This is a genomic window from Haemophilus sp. SZY H68, assembly GCF_018829685.1.
In the GTDB taxonomy this organism is placed as follows: domain Bacteria; phylum Pseudomonadota; class Gammaproteobacteria; order Enterobacterales; family Pasteurellaceae; genus Haemophilus; species Haemophilus haemolyticus_K.
Genome location: NZ_JAHKKB010000002.1, coordinates 283,741 through 303,190 on the forward strand (window position 1 = coordinate 283,741; position 19,450 = coordinate 303,190).

Consider the following 19,450-nt stretch of genomic DNA (forward strand, 5'->3'; position numbering starts at 1 on the left):
TGTTTGCTCCTTTGTTGTATATTTAGATCAAAAAAGAGCGGCAAAAATCACCGCTCTTTTAGAATGTTAGTTAGCAATAACCGTAAGACATTAAACGTTCATAGCGTCTATTTAATAATTCTTCTTTGTTTAGCCCATCGAGTTCTGCTAAATCTTCTTTTAAACGAAGTTTTAAATTTTCAGCCATTTTCGCATAATTGCGATGTGCGCCGCCCAAAGGTTCTTGCACAATGCTATCGATGAGATTTAATTCTTTTAAACGGCTTGCGGTTAATCCCATTACTTCAGCTGCGGTTGATGCTTTTTCTGCACTTTTCCAAAGAATAGAAGCACAGCCTTCTGGAGAAATAACAGAATAGGTCGAATACTGTAACATATTAACTTTATCGCCCACGCCAATAGCTAATGCGCCACCAGAACCGCCTTCACCGATAACGGTACAAATAACAGGAACGGTAAGCTGTGCCATTTCGCGTAAGTTACGGGCGATAGCTTCCGCTTGACCGCGTTCTTCTGCGCCAATACCTGGATAAGCTCCCGGGGTATCAATAAATGTGATAATTGGCAATTTAAAGCGTTCAGCCATTTCCATTAAACGTAACGCTTTACGATAGCCTTCAGGTGCTGGCATACCAAAATTGCGTTGTACTTTCTCTTTTACGGAACGACCTTTTTGATGACCAATCACCATAACTGGGCGACCATCTAAACGTGCAAGACCACCAACGATCGCTTTATCATTAGCAAATGCGCGATCGCCTGCAAGTTCTTCAAATTCAGTAAAAATATGTTCGATATAATCTAATGTATAAGGGCGGTTTGGATGACGCGCCATACGTGAAACTTGCCAAGCATCGAGGTTAGCAAAGGTTTTTTTAGTGAGTTCGTTACTTTTCTTTTGTAAGCGTTTGATTTCATCAGTTAAATCAACTTTATCATCCGATGCTGCACGTAATGCTTCAATTTTTGCTTCTAATTCAGCAATCGGCAATTCAAAATCTAAATATTCTTGGCTCATTTTCTTATCCTAAAAAGACCGTAAAAATCGACCGCACTTTATCAAGAATTAAACTGTGGCGCAAATGGTTTTCACTGGTTGGGGGAGATAAGTAGCGGAGAAAATAATAGGAAAAAAACAGATCTATAACCACACATTAAAAAGCAAAAATGGTATTGCTTATACGCATATACCATTTTTATATGAAGCTATATTCTATCTTTTTAAATGATTAAGAAATGTTTGTTCCTTCCTCTGTTCCCATTACAACACGGCGTAATGCACCAGGTTTTCCCATATTGAACACTCGAATCGGCATATGATGATCTCGTGCAAGTGTAAATGCGGCTAAATCCATCACTTGTAATTCTTTATCAATAACCTCTGCATAACTTAGTTGCTTATAAAGTTTTGCATCAGCATTTTTTGCTGGATCACAATCATAAACCCCATCGACTTTTGTCGCTTTTAATACCACGTCTGCTTCAATTTCAATACCACGTAAACAAGCTGCAGAATCGGTTGTAAAGAATGGGCTTCCAGTCCCCGCTGAGAAAATCACAACTCGTTTCTCACGTAACATTTTGATCGCCTCAGACCAATTGTAAGTGTCGCAAATTCCATTTAACTGAAATGCAGACATTAATTTCGCATTTACATCCGCACGAAATAACGAATCACGCATTGCTAAACCATTCATTACGGTAGCAAGCATTCCCATATGATCGCCTACAACGCGATTCATTCCGGCTTTTGCTAATTTCGCGCCACGGAATAAATTTCCGCCACCAAGGACAACACCGACTTCAACCCCCATTTCTACAAGCTCTTTAATCTCTAATGCCATACGATCAAGAATTGATGGATCAATGCCAAAACCTTCTTCCCCTTGTAATGCTTCACCACTTAATTTTAATAAAATACGTTTGTAAATTGGTTGGCTCATTATTTTTTCCTTTTGGCTTTAAAAATCGGCTTATTTTATAAAATAACCTAGCAAGAGTGAAGAAGTTTAAGATGGAATTTATGTGTAAAAGGTGGATAATATTGAGCGCATAAGTCTAATCTAAAATATTTACGATAGGGCTATTTCAAGCAACCAATACAAATAGTTTTGATATACCAACAAACCCTACACTTTTCTTTTAACAGAAGGTAATTATGAACACTAAAAAAACATGGCTAGTTTTTCCCGCACTTTTTATACTCATTTGTGCATTACTTGCGGGCTATTTTATTTTGATTGGTTCTGGCATGTTTAACCAACCAAATTTGACGCTCATTTTACTAACGGCAGCGGTCATTATTTTACTTAGTAGCAGTAAAAAAACATTCTATTTTATTTTACTTCCTCTTTCATTACTTCATGCAATTTACACGCCTACGGGGTTAAATTTTGGTGCACCAAGTTATCAATATATCGCCTCTCTTTTTGCCACAGATATGTTAGAAACTAAAGAATTTCTCTTACAGATTCCTATAAGTAGCTATTTAATTGCTTTTTCTATTCCTATTCTTATCTTTGTGCAATATAAAAGTGCGGTCAAATTTGACATAAAATTTTATCAAAATAAAACCTTTATTGTTTTTACTACCTTACTCTTTGCTTATCATTTACCTATTTCAGCCCCATTAAAAGCAACCGTTGATTCCACTGTCAAAATTCTCGATGAGGTGCAAAAACTCAAAAAAATGTCTCAATCAGATGATTGGGGAAAATCTACTTTGGAAAATTCTCCTTATGATGATTACGTCATTGTATTGGGTGAAAGTGCCCGTAAAGATTATCATCATGCTTATGGGTATCCAATTGAAAATACCCCTTTTATGTCAAATTCAAAAGGGATATTAATTGATGGTTTTCGTTCTGCCGGAACCAATACCGTATCATCACTTCGTCTCATGCTAACCTTACCAAACAAAGAAAAATGGGAACCAAATTATAATTTAAGTCTTATTGATTTAGTAAAATCAGCAGGAATTAAAACATACTGGCTTTCAAATCAAGGTATGTTAGGAGAATTCGATACCCCCGTTTCATCACTGGCCTCAAAAGCAGATGAAACGATATTTTTAAAAAAAGGAGGAAGCTTTAATTCAACCAACTTCAGCGATTTTGATTTATTACCAAAATTTGCCAAAGTGTTAGAAAACCCTATTCAGGGAAAACGTTTTATCGTACTCCATATCTATGGGTCACACCCATTAGCATGCGATCGTGTAGAGGATTACCCAAAAATCTTTGATGATAATAAGATTGCGCCTAAATATGGCTACTTAAATTGTTATATCTCCTCAATTAAAAAAACTGATGAATTTTTAAAACGCGTATATGAGCAACTGAAAGAAAACAATCTAAAAAATCACCGCAGCTTCTCTATGATTTATTTCTCTGATCATGGTTTATGCCACCAACAAGATGAAAAACAAAATATTTTGTTGTTTAACCAAAATTGTTTCAGCCGTGAACATCACAATATTCCATTGTTTAAAGTATCTTCTGACGATACTGAACGTAAAGAATACAAGGTTTTTAAATCTGGACTAAATTTCCTCGAAGGCATTGCACATTGGGTAGGAATTAAAAATCCAAAATTGAATCATGAGGAAGACTTATTTTCTAATGAAAGCGATAAGGATGATTTTGGTTTACAAAAACGAATTAACGAGAAATATCGGAAAGATGATGACCCAGCAATAGATATTCGCCCAAACATTAACGCTCAGTAATATCAATACCATACATAATTTCGATGATATTTATACATAAAATATCTATATACTTAAATCCTTTTGACTGGATAGACATAAAAACTTTCCTCTCAAGAGGATTTTTCTTTACTAAAAATACAAAACTCGCTTGTGAGAACAAATAAGAATAACTTTTATAACCTTTTTCTCTATATAAAAAAAGCGGACATAATGTCCGCTTTTTCAACATGAAATATGAAAATAAATTATGCGTTACCGCCAGTGATTTTCGCTACTTCAGCAGCAAAGTCTTCTTCTTTTTTCTCGATACCTTCACCAACTTCTAAACGGATGAAGTTAGAAACAGAAGTATTTACTGATTTTAAGAAGTCGCCTACAGATACAGAAGGATCCATTACAAATGCTTGACCTGTTAATGAAACTTCACCAGTGAATTTCTTCATACGACCTTCAACCATTTTCTCTGCGATTTCTTTTGGTTTGCCAGAGTTAATTGCGATGTCGATTTGGATTTGGCGTTCGTGTTCAACTACTTCTGCTGATACATCTTCTGGATTTACGAATTCTGGTTTAGATGCTGCTACGTGCATTGCTACTTTTTTAAGTTCGTCAGCTGAACCTTCACCCGCAACTAATACACCGATTTTTGCACCGTGTAAGTATTGAGCAATAACTTGACCATCTAAGTAAGCAACACGACGAATATTCATGTTTTCACCGATTTTAGCGACTAATGCAGCACGTTTTTCTTCGAATTGTGCTTGTAATGCTTCGATAGTGGTACCTTTGTTTGCTGCTGCGAAATCAGCTACTTCGTTTGCTAAACCTAAGAAACCAGCATCTTTTGCTACGAAGTCAGTTTCACAGTTCATTTCAACTAATACACCGAAACCATTTTCTACACGAGCAAGGATAACACCTTCAGCTGCAACACGGCCTGCTTTTTTAGCTGCTTTAGCTTGACCAGATTTACGCATATTGTCGATTGCTAACTCGATATCACCGTTTGCTTCAACTAATGCTTTTTTACATTCCATCATACCTGCACCGGTACGTTCACGAAGTTCTTTTACTAATGATGCTGTGATTTCAGCCATTTTTAAAATCCTCTGTCGAAAGTACGATTTATTTTGACCGCACTTTTAGATAAAAATATAGGGGCTAAATTTAGCCCCTATGCCAATTAATCGTTTGATTATTAAGGGCTTCGCCTTATTGCAAAACTTAAATTATTCTGCGTCAGCTGCTAATTCTTCAGCAACTTGAGCTTCGTTACCACGACCTTCTTTAACCGCTGCTGCAGCTGCAGAAACGTAAAGTAGGATAGCACGAGTCGCATCATCGTTACCTGGGATAACGAAATCTACGCCAGCTGGAGTTGAGTTAGTATCAACGATAGCAAATACAGGAATACCTAGGTTGTTTGCTTCTTTAACTGCGATATGTTCGTGATCAGCACCGATAACGAATAACGCATCAGGTAAGCCACCCATATCTTTGATACCGCCAAGGCTTAATTCAAGTTTTTCCATCTCACGGGTACGCATTAACGCTTCTTTTTTGGTTAATTTGTCAAAAGTACCGTCTTGAGATTGAGTTTCTAAATCTTTTAAACGTTTAATTGATTGACGAACGGTTTTCCAGTTAGTCAACATACCACCTAACCAACGGTGGTTTACGTAATATTGCTGACAATCTAATGCTGCTGCTTGAACTGCTTCAGACGCTGCACGTTTTGTACCAACAAATAATACTTTACCGTTGTTGCTAGCAATGCGAGTTAATTCCGCTAAAGCTTCGTTGAATAAAGGTAAAGTTTTTTCAAGATTGATGATGTGAACACCGTTACGAGCACCAAAAATGAAAGGTTTCATTTGTGGGTTCCAGTAACGAGTTTGGTGTCCGAAGTGTACGCCCGCGTTGATCATGTCGCGCATTGAAACTTGTGCCATAATATTTTCCTTTTGTTGGGGTTGAGCCTCCACATATCAGCTAATCGACCGTTTGGCACCCCGATTAAGCCTTGTTGATATGTGTGTGTTGTTAGTAATTAAAAAGCTGCTTTTGAAAGGCAAAAACAGCGGTGCGATTTATATCATAAAGCACAATAGAATGCTAGTTAATTTTGGCATTTAGGCGACTTTAGCAAGCCTAATGATTTAATAAAAAATCGTTTAAAATACCCGCTGTGAATGCTTTTCTTAAATAAAATCCTAAAGGTAAAGTTTCTATCACTTCACCATTTCGCCCAATTCCTTTCGTTATCGACCGACTATTTGCCCCCTTCGGGCGAAGTTGCATCACTTCACCAATTCGAGCCGTTATTTGATCCAATTTGCCAAGTACAATTAAATCCATCAATTCTTCCCAATCTTGTTTTAATTGACGTTCTTGCTCAGCGGTTGGCTTCCATAAAATTGGTGCACCGATATGGCGTTCACGTAATGGAATATGACGGCTGCCTTCAATAGGCATCCAAAGTACACAAGAAAGTTTATGACGAACGTGGGAGTTTTCCCATTTAACTCCTGAATTTTGTACCAATGGGGCAAGGCTCACAAAGGTCGTTTCAAGAGGATAACCCTCCGCATTAATCGGTAACGTTTTAAGTTCAACACCTAAATGAGAAAAATCCTGTTCAGCTTTACTCCCTGCCGTTGCGCCTAAAGCACGCTCTAATAACGTTCCTACCCAGCCTTTATCACGTTTTAAATCAGGCGGGATAGGAATATTCAGTTCATCAGCTAACTCTCCAAAAGTTAAGCCAGCAATTGATTGCGCTTGGGAAAGCAATTGTTCAAGGGTCTGTGGAATCATTCGTGATATTTCTTAAAAAAGCGAGGCTTCGTGTTTTCAGTGCCTTTATCAATATAGGGAATTTTCTCTAACTGTAATAAAAAACGTTTTGCCTCTAAGCCACCACCAAAACCAGTTAAAGTACGATCTTTGCCTAAAATGCGGTGACAAGGAATAATAATACTAATCGGATTACTCCCTATCGCGCCTCCCACGGCACGAACAGCCTTCGGGTTATTAATCCGTAACGCCAGCTCTCCATAAGTTGAAAGTTCGCCATAATCAATTTCGCGCAAGGCTTGCCAAATGGCTTGTTGAAACGCTGTGCCTTCTGGTTTTAAGGGAATGTCTGCAAACCGCTCAACTTCCCCATTAAAATATCGTTCAAGAGCTAACCGCACTTTTTGAAAAACAGGCAATTCATCTTGCTTGTGCCATTTCGGATTAGGCTCATATTGCTCTTTTTCAAAATCAATATGTGTAATACTTTCACCATCAGATAAAATCAAAAGCCGCCCGACGGGTGAAGGATAATAAGTGTAATAAAGTGCGGTCATTTTTCGCCTTATTTTATAAAAGAAAAGCACACTTCGTGTGGAAGTGTGCTTTATTATGCTAAATTTTTTAACGGATTAGAAACTATAATTTAAGTTTAAACCGTAAAGGTTAGCACTTGCTTTAGAGCTGTAATTGCCTGTAACAACCACCGCACCATTACTAATACGTTGCTCTTCTTTGAAATGAACTTTTTTACCTTTCAAATAAGCATAGCCTAAATCAACTGAAAGATTTGGAGTAAATTTATATGTAGCACCTACGCTATACCAAGTACGATCTGTATCAGGAATTGCCGCACTAGCATGTTCAGTTGCTGCAGCTTGATCATAAGCAATACCTGCGCGTAAAGTTAATTTGTCATCTACATTATAAGTTCCACCTAATGCTACACGCGAACTATTTCTGTAGTACATTTTCTTATGAAATGCCTCTACACCATCAGCATGATAAGTTGCATATAAGTTTTTCAAACGGCTCCAATGAGAATATTTATAACTATAGTGCATCGCAAATTTTTCAGTTAATTGGTGGAATCCTGAAAACTCTAAGTAATCAGGCAAATTAAGCTTTAAACCACCTTCTTGCCCAATACGATGAGCTTGTAAACTAGTTGCTGTATGATCTGTAAAATCAATATCTACTTTAGAATGGTAAGCTAAACCAATTCGATGATTTTCATTAAATTGATACATTACACCGGCATTCCAAGCAAAAGCCCAAGCTGCTTTGTCTTGTAATTGAGTTAGAATAGTATCTTTTTGAACGCGACTTAATGAAGCCAATAATGGACCAGCTGTAGGAGGTAATTGTATAGCTCCTGCGCGTACAGCATTACCAACATATTGAGCCGCATCAGCCAGAGCACCAGCTCTACGCTCAATTTTTGCTTGAGCATAAATCGCATTCAAGCCTAAACCAGCACTAAATCCTTCAGTAATACGATAAGAACCGCTTAGGTTTAAATTTAACGCCGTTAAATCTGTTGTGCCGCCAAACACACCGCCGTTATATTTGTTATCATACTCACTTTTCAAACCAAAATTCACATTCATGCCTGCACCAATCGCTACTTTGTCATTAACCGGTGCAACAAAATACATATTTGGTACAAGAGAACCTGGAACTACATTTTTTTGATGAAGATTAGTTGAAGTACTTGGTAAACGAGCACCCACATTTTTACCTAACGCAGTAATATCGGTATTACCACTCATATTAATCTTAGAATCAACATAAACACCACCCACAGAAAATTGATTCGTTTTAAATAAACTCATCAACGCTGGGTTAGTTGCCACGACAGAGGCATTGTCTGCAATCGCCGCTTCACCCGCATAGGCACGACCTAAACCAGAAGTCGATACTTCAGATAATTGGAACGCTGCCGCACTTGCCCCACCAGCAGCGAATAACATTGCGGTTGCTAAGACAGATTGATTAAATTTTTTCATTTGGAAACCTTTGTTATGAATAAAAATCTGGGCGATTCTAAAACCCGAATCTATTGAGTGCAAATCCATTTCCTTGTTTTCATTAGAGTTCCGACCAGTTATCGGGAACTTTTTGCATTTAATGGGCTATTTTGTTCAATTTTTGTCATTCATAAGAAAAATGATAAAATGTACAAAAATTCATATAAGGAAAAGAAAATGACCGTAAAATGTAAAGCAGAAGAATCCTTAACCTGTAGCTGCGTTGATGTGGGCACAATTATTGATGGTTCTGACTGCACTGTAGAAGTACATCAATTTTATAGTACTGAAGCTGATGCCAATGCAGCTCTTGAACGATTAACAAAGAAAGCTCGCGATACAGAAAGTGATCCTTGCGAAATTAAAAGCGAAATCGTGGCAGCTAAAAACGGCGTTCAATTAAATGCCTCTTTCACTTTTAGTTGCCAAGCTGAGGCAATGATTTTTGAACTGGCGAATCGTTAGTATTTAATAACACACTAAATACTCAAAAAATTAACCGCACTTTTTAAAGTGCGGTTAATTTCTTCTTCCTATTTTGATTGTAAATCTTCCATCATTTGTTTTATTGCATCCTCAATTGAATCCCCATGATTTTTATGAGAAATCCATCGAAATATCACAGGATAACCCTGCTGTACTAATTTCTCTGCCAATTTTGGCGCATTAAATGGTCGCATTTTCTTACGCTGTTCAATACGTTGAAGTTGTTCTGATGTAAGCTTTGGATCTCGCTCAGGATATTCTTCATATTCACCTAAAGTGATCAATATATGCTTAGGACTTGACTTAATCCAAGGCATTGTTTGCGGTAAAAATGAACCATTCCCCCACCAAAGTGATGGACTTGCTAATGTGTAATATTGAAATAAATTAGGTTGGTGAAATAATACATATAAACCGAATAGGCCACCAAATGAATGCCCGAAGAAAAACTGTTTCTCAGGATTAATATGGTATTGCTGTTCAATTTCTGGTTTAACTTGGGTTTGGATAAAACGCAAAAAATCTGAAGCCCCTCCACCATTTTTAAAATCCTCCCCATTCACAGGAAAAGTATAATCCCGTTGACGTTCCGCTATGGCATAGGCATTCTCTGACACATAACCAATTCCGACAATAAGCGGTAACTCTTGAGTAGGATCCACCGTATTAACCGCAATGGGAAATTGTGCATTACCATCAAGCATATAAAGCACTGATAATGGTTTATTGTTAACCTTAGGTTCCGCAATAAATAAACGATATGGCTTACTTTCAAAAAGAAGGTCTTTTTGATGAATCTTATAAAGTGTATTCATATTTTCGTTAATTTTAGGAATGATAAAATCAGGAGTCGCAAGAATCATGGGCGTATAAAAAACACTCAAAAACGCACCAATACATGTCAAAAGAGTTAAGAAGATTCGTTTCATGATTAAAATATCGACCGTACTACTACGGCCGATGATATAGTCGAAATTATTTTATGGCTTTCTCAAGTTCTGCGGCAATCACTTCCATTGATTCTAGTCCACCAAACGCCAAATACCAATTCGCCGCATCTAAATATATGATGTGCTTATTTTTATAAGCATTAGTCTGTTGAACAATAGCATTATCTAATACCTTTTGTGCATTATTGACTTTATCTGTCACCGCCGCCGTACGATCTACCACAAGCAAATAATCTGGATTTTTTTCTAAAAGATACTCAAATCCAACACTCATACCATGTGTCGATGACTTAATATTGGGATCAGCAGGTTTAAAACCAAATTTCTGGAAGACCATACTATAACGTGAATTATCACCAAAGGTACTAATTTTACTTTCATTCACTAACACAAGTAAGGCAGTCTTTCCTTTCGTCTCATTCGCGACTTGTGACACTTTAGCATCTAATGCATCTAATTTTGCTTTTGCTAGTGCTTCTTTATTAAAGATTTTACCTAATGCAGTAACATTTTCTTGGAAGCTTGGATAATAATTCGAGTAATCATTTTCCACATAGAACACGGGCGCAATTTCTTTCAATTTATCCAATAATTTTTGTTGGCGCGGTGCAGCAATAATCAGATCAGGATTCAGTTCATTAATCGACTCAAATGCTGGCTCAGGTAATGAACCAACATCTTTAAATTTATCTTGTTTAAACTCATCTAAATAAGTTGGAATATGTCCTACTTTAGGGAAGCCCACTATTTTATCAGTTTCTCCTAATGCTCGTAGGGTATCAGCTACACCAAAATCTAACACAACTACTTTTTGTGGATTTTGCGGCACGGTTTGCTCTCCTGCTGCATTTTTAACAATAATATCCTGCGCATTTGCCATCGTAGAAGCAAACAAAACAAAGCTAAGTGCGGTTAATTTTTTTAATGTTTTCATAAAGGATCTCCTATTTAAAATACACGGCAATTTTTTGTTGGTTAATTTCTTGAATTGGAATTTCCATATCATAAATATTCAGCAACACCTCTGACTGCATTATCTCATCTACTGAACCTTGAGCGACCAGTTTTCCTCGCTTCATCGCAACCATATAATCAGAATAGCAAGAGGCGAAATTAATATCATGAATCACAATGACTACTGTTTTGTTCAGTTCCGTCACAAGCTTTCTCAATACTTGCATAATTTGTACTGAATGTTTCATATCTAAATTATTCAGTGGTTCATCAAGCAAAATATAATCAGTATCTTGTGCTAGTGTCATGGCAATATAAGCCCGTTGTCGTTGTCCCCCACTCAGGTTTTCAATATATTGCTCACGAATATCATCTAAGTTCATATATTTAATGGCATTATCAATAAAAGTGCGGTCAATTTCTGTTAGGTTTCCTTTCGAGTAAGGAAAACGACCAAATGCCACTAATTCTTCCACCGTAATTCGTAGATTAACGTGATTCGATTGTTTTAATATCGCCATTTTGCGCGCAATATCAGTGTTTTTTTGTTCTTTTAATGGCAAATGATTCAAATAGACTTCGCCACTATCAGCTGTTAATAAGCGGCTGATAATACCCAGTACGGTACTTTTCCCCGCCCCATTTGGCCCAATAAATGAAGTGATTTTTCCTGTTGGGATCACGAGTGAAACATCATCCACCACTTTTTTTTCGCCATAAGATTTACAAATATGCTTAATTTCTACTGCCATTTTTTATTTGCTCTTAATAACAAAGAAAGAAAATATAATCCGCCTACAAAATTAATGATAACGCTCAGCGGCGTGCTGAATGTAAAGACTTGTGTCAATAAAAATTGCCCACAAACTAATGTAAATACAGCAAGTAACATCGCAGCAGGAATCAAGAGTTTATGGCGATAATCCTGCATGAATTCAAAGGTGATATTCATCACAAGAAGCCCTAAAAAAACTAAGGGGCCGACAAGGGCGGTCGAGACAGATGTTAAAATAGCTACAATAATCAACAATTTTTTAACCATATGTTGATAATCCACACCCAGATTCAGTGCCTGTTCTCGCCCTAGTGCCAACACATCAAGATACTTCCAGTAACGTAGGCTATATAAAATCACCGCCACTAACATCGCTAACGCCAGCCAAAGAATCTTAGTATTAATCCGATTAAAACTCGCAAAACCAAAATCTTGCGAAATTTGAAACTCATTTGGATCAATCAACACCTCCATAAAGGTGGTTAAGCTACCGAAAAAACTGCCAAAAACAATACCAACGAGCAATAAAAAGAAAATATTTTGTGATTCTCTTTTAAATAAGAAATGATAAAGCACAAGCATAAAACCAATCATTACACCTGTACTCATAAGAAATAGAACAAAAGGATTGATAGACAACAATGTCTTTGAACCAAATAAAAATAAAATCCCAGTTTGAATCAGTAAATACAATGAATCTAGCCCTAAAATACTTGGTGTGAGAATACGATTATTCACCACTGTTTGAAATAGCATCGTTGCAAGGGCAATAGCAATGCCGGTTATCACAATAGCGGATATCGTTAATGCCCGATTATTTAAAGCATATTGCCAACGATTTGGTAAATGATACCCAAGAAATAATACAATACTGACAAGTGCTAATATGCCTAAAATCGCAATACGAAGTAAGGATGATTTACGCATGACGGTACCTTTTCAATAAAAAATACAAGAAAATACCGCTCCCCATCACACCAACCACTGCATTAATAGAAATTTCATAAGGGTAAATCAAACAACGCCCCAAAATATCGCAAAACAATACAAAAACAGCACCTAAAAGTGTGGTGTGAGAAAGAATTTTTTTGAGATTATCGCCCAAATATAGTGTGACTAAATTTGGAATGATAAGACCCAGAAAAGGAATTACCCCTACAGAAACAATAATAATCGATGAAACTGTCGATACAATAAGCAAACCTATATAAAGCACTTGGTTATAATTTAACCCAAGATTAGTAGCGAAATCTTTTCCCATTCCTACAATCGAAAAACGCTGTGCAAATAAATAAGAAATAATCAGCATCGGCAGGCTAAAATAAAGCAATTCATAGCGCCCACTCATCACTAGTGAAAAGTCCCCTTGAAGCCAACCAGAGAGGTTTTGCAATAAATCTTGTTGATATGCAATAAATGCGGTGATTGAACTGATCACATTGCCAAACATCATTCCCACCAATGGCACAAAAATAGTATCTTTAAACTTTAAATGGGAAAGAATGCTCATAAATAATAGCGAACCAATAAAAGAAACAAGCACAGCAATAGCTGTTTTTAAAAGCATTGATGCACCTGGAAAAAAGAGAATGGCCAATAAAATGCCAAGACGCGCACTATCCATTGTGCCTGCAGTTGTGGGAGAAACAAAACGGTTTCTGCTTAATTGCTGCATCACCAACCCACAAATACTTAAAGAAGCACCAGCAATCAAAATACTCACTAAACGAGGCACTCGACTATCTAGAAATATTTGCCATTGACTATCTTCCAAATTGAATAAGCCCCTCATAGTGACGGAACTTACCCCAAGAAAAAGTGAAATAACCGAAAGCAAAATAAGCAGAAAAATCCAATATCGCCGTTTAAACATCATTATAATGAGAATAATTATTGATTATAAGAGGATAGCATATTGAATGATTAAAAGAAATTTAAATTAAATACGTGTCTAGTTTATCTTTTCAGAGCAGGAAAATAATACATCACTTTACTCAATAAAAGTGCGGTAGTTTTTTCCGCTATTTTTCCATTCGATTATTTGCTCAATTAACGAAATTAATTTATCTCTTTCAACACTATTTAGTTGATTAAATAATCGATCCAACTGGTAAACCTGCTCTGTCGGTTGTAGCTGACGAATCATCACCTCACATAGCTATTCTATAAAAATATAAAAACTTGTTGCATTCTCCTTATTTTTCCAGTAACTTGGCGGCTAGTATCTATTTGGAGATTTAATATGTTTATTATCCGTCGTCACTATCATCACCATTTTAACTGAATAATCTTTCAGGTTTTTGGTGTGCTTGGAAGATTTCTTCCGAGCTGACAGGATAATCTAAATGTTACCCCTCGGAAGGCAACTTTCGAGGGGTTTTATTTTATGACGATAAAAGGAGATTATACTATGCAACATCATTATTTATTCAACACATCAAATTTTTACAGTACAGTATTCACTATTTAATTTATAAGGAAAAACAAAATGTTATCAAATCCTGTTGTTATTTCGATCATTGTTTTGCTCACTCTTAGCTTACTGCGTATTAATGTAATTATTGCTCTTGTGATTGCCTCTCTCACAGCTGGGCTTTGCGGTGATCTAAGTTTAAGTAAAACTATTGAAACCTTCACTGGTGGCTTAGGTGGCGGTGCTGAGGTGGCGATGAATTATGCGATGCTTGGTGCGTTTGCTATTGCGATTTCTAAATCAGGTATCACTGATTTAATTGCTTATAAAATTATTACCAAAATGAATAAAAAGCCTACTTCTAGCAACTTAGTATGGTTTAAATATTTTATTTTTGGGGTGCTCGCCTTATTTGCCATTTCATCACAAAATCTTCTTCCCGTACATATTGCCTTTATTCCTATTGTTGTGCCGCCACTACTTTCTATTTTTAATCGTTTAAAAATCGATCGCCGAGCTATCGCTTGTGTACTCACCTTTGGTTTAACCGCTACTTATATGTTGCTTCCCGTTGGTTTCGGTAAAATTTTTATTGAAAGTATTTTGGTAAAAAATATTAATCAAGCGGGTGAAGCTCTTGGATTACATACTGATGTTACACAAGTTTCTCTTGCGATGCTCTTGCCTGTAAGCGGTATGATTTTAGGCCTGTTTATTGCTGTATTTATTAGTTATCGCAAGCCACGTGAATATGATGTTACTATTGAAGAACCCACGACAAAAGAAATTGAAGCTCACATTGCAAACATTAAATCAAAACAAATTATTGCCAGTGTCATTGCGATTATAGCCACATTTACCACGCAATTAATGACAAGTTCAACTATTATTGGTGGGCTAGTCGGGTTAATTATTTTTGCTGTATTTGGTATTTTTAAACTTAAAGAAAGTAATGATATTTTTCAAAAAGGGTTACATTTAATGGCGATGATCGGCTTTGTGATGATTGCCGCATCTGGTTTTGCGAATGTCATTAATGCAACAACAGGCGTCACGGATTTGGTTCAAGGTTTAAGTAATGGTGCGGTACAGAGCAAAGGGTTAGCGGCGTTTCTAATGTTACTAGTCGGGTTATTAATTACCATGGGAATTGGGTCGTCATTCTCTACAGTGCCGATTATTACTTCTATTTATGTGCCACTTTGTTTATCTTTCGGTTTTTCTCCATTAGCCACTGTAGCCATTGTAGGTGTTGCTGCCGCCTTAGGAGATGCAGGCTCCCCCGCCTCTGATTCAACATTGGGTCCAACATCAGGATTAAATATGGATGGCAAACACGATCATATTTGGGATTCCGTTGTTCCAACCTTTATTCACTATAATATTCCATTATTAGTGTTTGGCTGGATTGCAGCCATGTATCTTTAGCGATTATAATCCCCCGTTGGGGGATTTTTATGTCGATTCAATTACTTATTCAACGTCTGGAACAAAAAGTTCAACATCTTTATCAGGATTATTTACCTCAACGTGAAGAAAAAATCTTTGCTAAATTTGACCGCTCTTTATTTAGTGAGTACGGGCAAACTGTCGGTTTTTATCTAACTGAGCTAAAACAAACGCTTGATAAGATTAAAATGTTAGAATCAGACATTCCCACTCACTATGCCTATCTAGCAGAACGTTTAGTGGTTCAGTGTACGGTGCTTTCAGAAGCATTAGCACGCAAAAAAAATACGTTAAATACTCAATCCTCATCAGCTACATTCGCGCCCGTTAAAAGTCCACAACATAACATTCACAGGTTACCGCCAAGAGAACGTCTAGAAAAATATTATGAAGCATTAGAAAAACTAAATAAACTTTACCAGGAACAATGTGATTTAGCACGAACATCTCCCCTTCACGATGATGTGATTCGCCATACACAGCTCGCAGAACGTTATAAGCAACGCCATCAAAAATGCCAAGATGCGATAGATTTATTAGAAGAATATTTGGCATTCAAAGAAGAACAAGAAAATCACTCTTTATAATGGGGATTATCATATTAAATCTGCCAATCAATGGGATTTATCCCATTTTCTTCTAAATATTTATTCGTTTTGGAAAAATGATGACAGCCAAAGAAACCTCGATGTGCTGACAACGGGGAAGGATGCGGAGCCGTTAAAACAAGGTGACGAGTGCGGTCAATAATTTGCCCTTTTTTTTGTGCGTGACTACCCCAAAGTAAAAATACGAGTTTTTCACGATGTTCATTAAGCGCAGCAATAACACGATCGGTGAATGTCTCCCAACCGAAATTAGCATGTGAATGAGCCATACCACGCTCCACGGTAAGCACAGTGTTGAGCAACAATACTCCTTGTTCTGCCCATTTGACTAAATAACCATGTGATGGCATTTGAAATCCAGAAATATCTTGTGTGAGTTCTTTATACATATTTAATAGGGAAGGGGGAATGACTACCTCTGGTTTTACAGAAAAAGCCAATCCATGAGCTTGGTTTGGACCATGATAAGGATCCTGACCTAGAATCACCACTTTCACATCTTCAAAAGCGGTATATTTGAATGCATTAAATACATCTTCTTGTGGGGGATAAATCGTTTTCCCGCTTGCTCTTGCAAGATGAACCTGTTGTAGTGCATGTTGAAAGTAAGGTTGTTCTTTTTCTTTTCCGATAACATCTGTCCAGGTTTTCATTATTGTGATCCTATTAATAAGTTTGTTCTTATGTTCTTATGTTCTTATTATAAACAAAAAAATTAAGGTAATAAAAAGCTTAAAAGTTAAATTAATGTTAAACAATTTTAAATAAACCTCTATAGAAATGACCAAAACTTAATTTAGATCAAGTTTTTAAAATTATCCTAAAAAGATAACCTGTTCTTTATCAAAAAAATCTAAAATAATTTGAAACCTTCAAATTATTTGATAAAATTTATACAGTTTTTATGATTATTCAATGCCAATTAGGAGGCTATTATGATTAAAGGTATTCAAATTACTCAAGCGGCAAATGACAATTTGCTTAATTCATTCTGGTTGTTAGACAGCGAAAAAAATGAAGCTCGTTGCTTATGTGCAAAAGGCGAATTCGCTGAAGACCAAGTTGTTGCAGTGAGCGAATTAGGTCAAATCGAATACCGTGAATTACCAGTAAACGTAGCACCAACTGTTAAAGTTGAAGGTGGCCAACATTTAAACGTAAACGTATTACGTCGTGAAACTTTAGAAGATGCGGTAAATAACCCAGATAAATATCCACAATTAACTATCCGTGTTTCTGGTTACGCAGTACGTTTCAACTCTTTAACTCCGGAACAACAACGCGACGTTATCACTCGTACTTTCACTGAAAGCCTATAATTTCAGCTTGAATGAAAAAAGAAACCCCGAATTAATTCGGGGTTTTGTTTTATCTAAAATTTGACCGCACTTTTCCCTTTCATCCCTAGCGATTTCCATGCTTTTCAGGTACAATCCGCCAGTTAAATTTATTGATTTTTTTGAGAAAAACTATCTTTTATGAAGAATATTCGCAACTTTTCTATTATTGCCCATATTGACCACGGTAAATCGACGCTTTCTGACCGTTTGATTCAAACTTGTGGTGGCCTTTCGGATCGCGAAATGGAAGCGCAAGTGCTAGATTCTATGGATCTTGAGCGTGAGCGTGGAATTACCATCAAAGCACAAAGTGTTACTTTAAATTATAAAGCCAAAGATGGCGAAACTTATCAATTAAACTTTATCGATACACCGGGACACGTGGACTTTTCCTATGAAGTGTCTCGCTCTCTTGCTGCTTGTGAAGGGGCGTTGTTGGTAGTCGATGCAGGTCAAGGAGTAGAAGCTCAAACCTTAGCAAACTGTTATACCGCAATCGAAATGGATTTAGAAGTGGTACCGATTTTAAACAAAATCGACTTGCCTGCCGCAGATCCTGAACGCGTAGCGGAAGAAATTGAAGATATCGTGGGAATTGATGCGATGGAAGCGGTTCGATGCTCAGCTAAAACGGGTGTCGGTATCGAAGATGTATTAGAAGAAATCGTTGCAAAAATTCCTGCACCAGAAGGTGATCCTAATGCGCCATTACAAGCATTGATTATTGATTCTTGGTTCGATAACTATTTGGGCGTGGTATCTTTAGTTCGCATTAAAAACGGGGTATTACGTAAAGGCGATAAAATTAAAGTGATGTCTACCGGACAAACTTACAATGTAGACCGTTTAGGGATTTTCACGCCAAAACAAGAAGATACTACTATTTTAGAATGTGGTGAAGTTGGTTGGGTAGTTTGTGCGATTAAAGATATTTTAGGTGCGCCAGTTGGGGATACTTTAACGCTTCAACATAATCCTGCAACTGAAGTTTTACCAGGCTTTAAAAAAGTAAAACCGCAAGTTTATGCTGGACTTTTCCCTGTAAGTTCTGATGATTATGAAGCGTTTCGCGATGCTCTCGGCAAATTAAGTTTAAATGATGCCTCACTTTTCTATGAGCCAGAAAATTCTACCGCACTTGGTTTTGGTTTCCGTTGTGGTTTCCTTGGCCTTTTACATATGGAAATCATTCAAGAGCGTCTAGAACGTGAGTATGATTTAGATCTTATCACTACTGCACCAACAGTAATTTACGAAGTGCAGTTAACGAATGGTGATGTTGTTTACGTCGATAGTCCATCAAAATTGCCTCCGCTTAATAATATTGCTGAAATCCGCGAGCCGATTGCAGAATGTAATATGTTAGTGCCGCAAGAATATTTAGGTAACGTCATTACTCTTTGTGTGGAAAAACGTGGCGTGCAAACTAATATGGTATATCACGGTAATCAGATTGCGCTGACTTATGAAATTCCAATGGGCGAAGTTGTTCTAGACTTCTTTGACCGATTAAAATCAACATCGCGTGGTTATGCTTCGTTAGATTACGGTTTTAAACGTTTCCAAGCTGCAGATATGGTTCGCGTGGATATTATGATTAACAGTGAACGAGTAGATGCTTTGGCTTTAATCGTTCATAAAGATAATTCACAATATCGTGGGCGTGAATTGGTTGAAAAAATGCGTGAGTTAATTCCTCGTCAGCAATTTGATATTGCTATTCAAGCGGCAATTGGAAACCACATTATTGCTCGTTCTACGGTAAAACAATTACGTAAGAACGTATTAGCAAAATGTTATGGTGGAGACGTGAGCCGTAAGAAAAAACTCTTACAGAAACAGAAAGAAGGTAAAAAACGTATGAAATCTTTAGGTAATGTAGAAGTACCACAAGAAGCGTTTTTAGCAATTTTACATGTAGGAAAAGATAAATAAGGGAA

General features: G+C 36.9%; 20 protein-coding genes and 1 other annotated feature. Of the genes, 6 read left to right on the forward strand and 14 right to left on the reverse strand.

Features of this window, described 5'->3' with window-relative positions:
- Positions 1–70 precede the first annotated feature (70 nt).
- Together accA and pyrH are read right to left on the reverse strand one after the other, a co-directional pair.
- Positions 71–1,018, reverse strand: coding sequence for an acetyl-CoA carboxylase carboxyl transferase subunit alpha (gene accA / locus KP712_RS05335; protein ID WP_005633993.1), 948 nt, complete (start codon positions 1,016–1,018; stop codon positions 71–73).
- Between the two features lie 211 nt (positions 1,019–1,229).
- Positions 1,230–1,943 carry a UMP kinase gene (gene pyrH / locus KP712_RS05340; protein WP_111407632.1) on the reverse strand — a complete coding sequence of 238 codons (714 nt, stop codon included), beginning with the start codon at positions 1,941–1,943 and terminating at the stop codon, positions 1,230–1,232.
- A 215-nt stretch (positions 1,944–2,158) separates the two neighbouring features.
- Here pyrH and KP712_RS05345 point away from each other — a divergent pair, with 215 nt between their 5' ends.
- On the forward strand, positions 2,159–3,727 hold the full coding sequence (locus tag KP712_RS05345) for a phosphoethanolamine transferase (protein ID WP_111407633.1): 1,569 nt from the start codon (positions 2,159–2,161) through the stop codon (positions 3,725–3,727).
- Positions 3,728–3,954: 227 nt separating this feature from the next.
- Here the strand turns inward: KP712_RS05345 and tsf are convergent, their stop codons facing one another.
- From tsf to KP712_RS05370, 5 genes are all read right to left on the reverse strand, one after another.
- A complete protein-coding gene (gene tsf, locus KP712_RS05350; RefSeq protein WP_005645732.1) occupies positions 3,955–4,806 on the reverse strand; it encodes a translation elongation factor Ts in 852 nt (283 codons plus the stop codon).
- Between the two features lie 132 nt (positions 4,807–4,938).
- On the reverse strand, positions 4,939–5,661 hold the full coding sequence (gene rpsB / locus KP712_RS05355; protein ID WP_111407634.1) for a 30S ribosomal protein S2: 723 nt from the start codon (positions 5,659–5,661) through the stop codon (positions 4,939–4,941).
- 199 nt (positions 5,662–5,860) lie between these two features.
- Positions 5,861–6,526: a DNA mismatch repair endonuclease MutH gene (gene mutH, locus KP712_RS05360; protein ID WP_111407635.1), complete on the reverse strand. Its 666-nt coding sequence runs from the start codon at positions 6,524–6,526 to the stop codon at positions 5,861–5,863.
- Positions 6,523–7,062, reverse strand: a complete 540-nt coding sequence (locus KP712_RS05365) for a methylated-DNA--[protein]-cysteine S-methyltransferase (protein ID WP_111407636.1) — start codon at positions 7,060–7,062, stop codon at positions 6,523–6,525. The genes mutH and KP712_RS05365 overlap by 4 nt, the downstream gene beginning before the upstream one ends.
- 75 nt (positions 7,063–7,137) lie before the next feature.
- Complete coding sequence (locus tag KP712_RS05370) at positions 7,138–8,577, reverse strand: outer membrane protein transport protein (RefSeq protein WP_243583122.1); 1,440 nt, start codon at positions 8,575–8,577, stop codon at positions 7,138–7,140.
- A 135-nt stretch (positions 8,578–8,712) separates the two neighbouring features.
- On the opposite strand from KP712_RS05370, the gene KP712_RS05375 reads away from it, so the two are divergent.
- Complete coding sequence (locus KP712_RS05375; protein ID WP_065265362.1) at positions 8,713–9,000, forward strand: YfcZ/YiiS family protein; 288 nt, start codon at positions 8,713–8,715, stop codon at positions 8,998–9,000.
- Between the two features lie 68 nt (positions 9,001–9,068).
- Here the strand turns inward: KP712_RS05375 and KP712_RS05380 are convergent, their stop codons facing one another.
- The 6 genes from KP712_RS05380 to KP712_RS05405 all read right to left on the reverse strand — a co-directional run bounded on the left by KP712_RS05380 (position 9,069) and on the right by KP712_RS05405 (position 13,846).
- Complete coding sequence (locus KP712_RS05380; protein WP_083071917.1) at positions 9,069–9,950, reverse strand: alpha/beta hydrolase; 882 nt, start codon at positions 9,948–9,950, stop codon at positions 9,069–9,071.
- A gap of 46 nt (positions 9,951–9,996) precedes the next feature.
- Positions 9,997–10,905, reverse strand: a complete 909-nt coding sequence (locus tag KP712_RS05385; protein WP_065265364.1) for a siderophore ABC transporter substrate-binding protein — start codon at positions 10,903–10,905, stop codon at positions 9,997–9,999.
- 10 nt (positions 10,906–10,915) lie between these two features.
- On the reverse strand, positions 10,916–11,677 hold the full coding sequence (locus tag KP712_RS05390; RefSeq protein WP_065265365.1) for an ABC transporter ATP-binding protein: 762 nt from the start codon (positions 11,675–11,677) through the stop codon (positions 10,916–10,918).
- Entirely contained in the window at positions 11,668–12,627 is a 960-nt protein-coding gene (locus KP712_RS05395; RefSeq protein WP_065265366.1) for an iron chelate uptake ABC transporter family permease subunit, read from the reverse strand. Before KP712_RS05395 ends, KP712_RS05390 begins: the two co-directional genes overlap by 10 nt.
- Positions 12,620–13,573, reverse strand: a complete 954-nt coding sequence (locus KP712_RS05400; RefSeq protein WP_165818742.1) for an ABC transporter permease — start codon at positions 13,571–13,573, stop codon at positions 12,620–12,622. Before KP712_RS05400 ends, KP712_RS05395 begins: the two co-directional genes overlap by 8 nt.
- A 117-nt stretch (positions 13,574–13,690) precedes the next feature.
- Complete coding sequence (locus KP712_RS05405; RefSeq protein ID WP_165818733.1) at positions 13,691–13,846, reverse strand: hypothetical protein; 156 nt, start codon at positions 13,844–13,846, stop codon at positions 13,691–13,693.
- Between the two features lie 116 nt (positions 13,847–13,962).
- Positions 13,963–14,085 (forward strand) — a sequence feature (His leader region).
- A 103-nt stretch (positions 14,086–14,188) separates the two neighbouring features.
- On the opposite strand from KP712_RS05405, the gene KP712_RS05410 reads away from it, so the two are divergent.
- Positions 14,189–15,541, forward strand: coding sequence for a Na+/H+ antiporter family protein (locus KP712_RS05410; protein WP_065265368.1), 1,353 nt, complete (start codon positions 14,189–14,191; stop codon positions 15,539–15,541).
- Positions 15,542–15,570: 29 nt separating this feature from the next.
- Positions 15,571–16,149, forward strand: coding sequence for a primosomal replication protein PriC (priC, locus tag KP712_RS05415; protein WP_065265369.1), 579 nt, complete (start codon positions 15,571–15,573; stop codon positions 16,147–16,149).
- A 14-nt stretch (positions 16,150–16,163) separates the two neighbouring features.
- On the opposite strand, the gene ung is transcribed toward priC, so the two are convergent.
- Positions 16,164–16,823: a uracil-DNA glycosylase gene (ung, locus tag KP712_RS05420; RefSeq protein ID WP_065265370.1), complete on the reverse strand. Its 660-nt coding sequence runs from the start codon at positions 16,821–16,823 to the stop codon at positions 16,164–16,166.
- 282 nt (positions 16,824–17,105) lie between these two features.
- Between ung and grcA the strand changes: the two genes are divergently transcribed.
- Together grcA and lepA are read left to right on the forward strand one after the other, a co-directional pair.
- Positions 17,106–17,489 carry an autonomous glycyl radical cofactor GrcA gene (grcA, locus tag KP712_RS05425; protein ID WP_005628746.1) on the forward strand — a complete coding sequence of 128 codons (384 nt, stop codon included), beginning with the start codon at positions 17,106–17,108 and terminating at the stop codon, positions 17,487–17,489.
- 159 nt (positions 17,490–17,648) lie between these two features.
- Positions 17,649–19,445 (forward strand): translation elongation factor 4, encoded by a 1,797-nt coding sequence (gene lepA / locus KP712_RS05430; RefSeq protein ID WP_065265371.1) that lies wholly within the window; start codon positions 17,649–17,651, stop codon positions 19,443–19,445.
- The last annotated feature ends 5 nt before the right edge of the window (positions 19,446–19,450 follow it).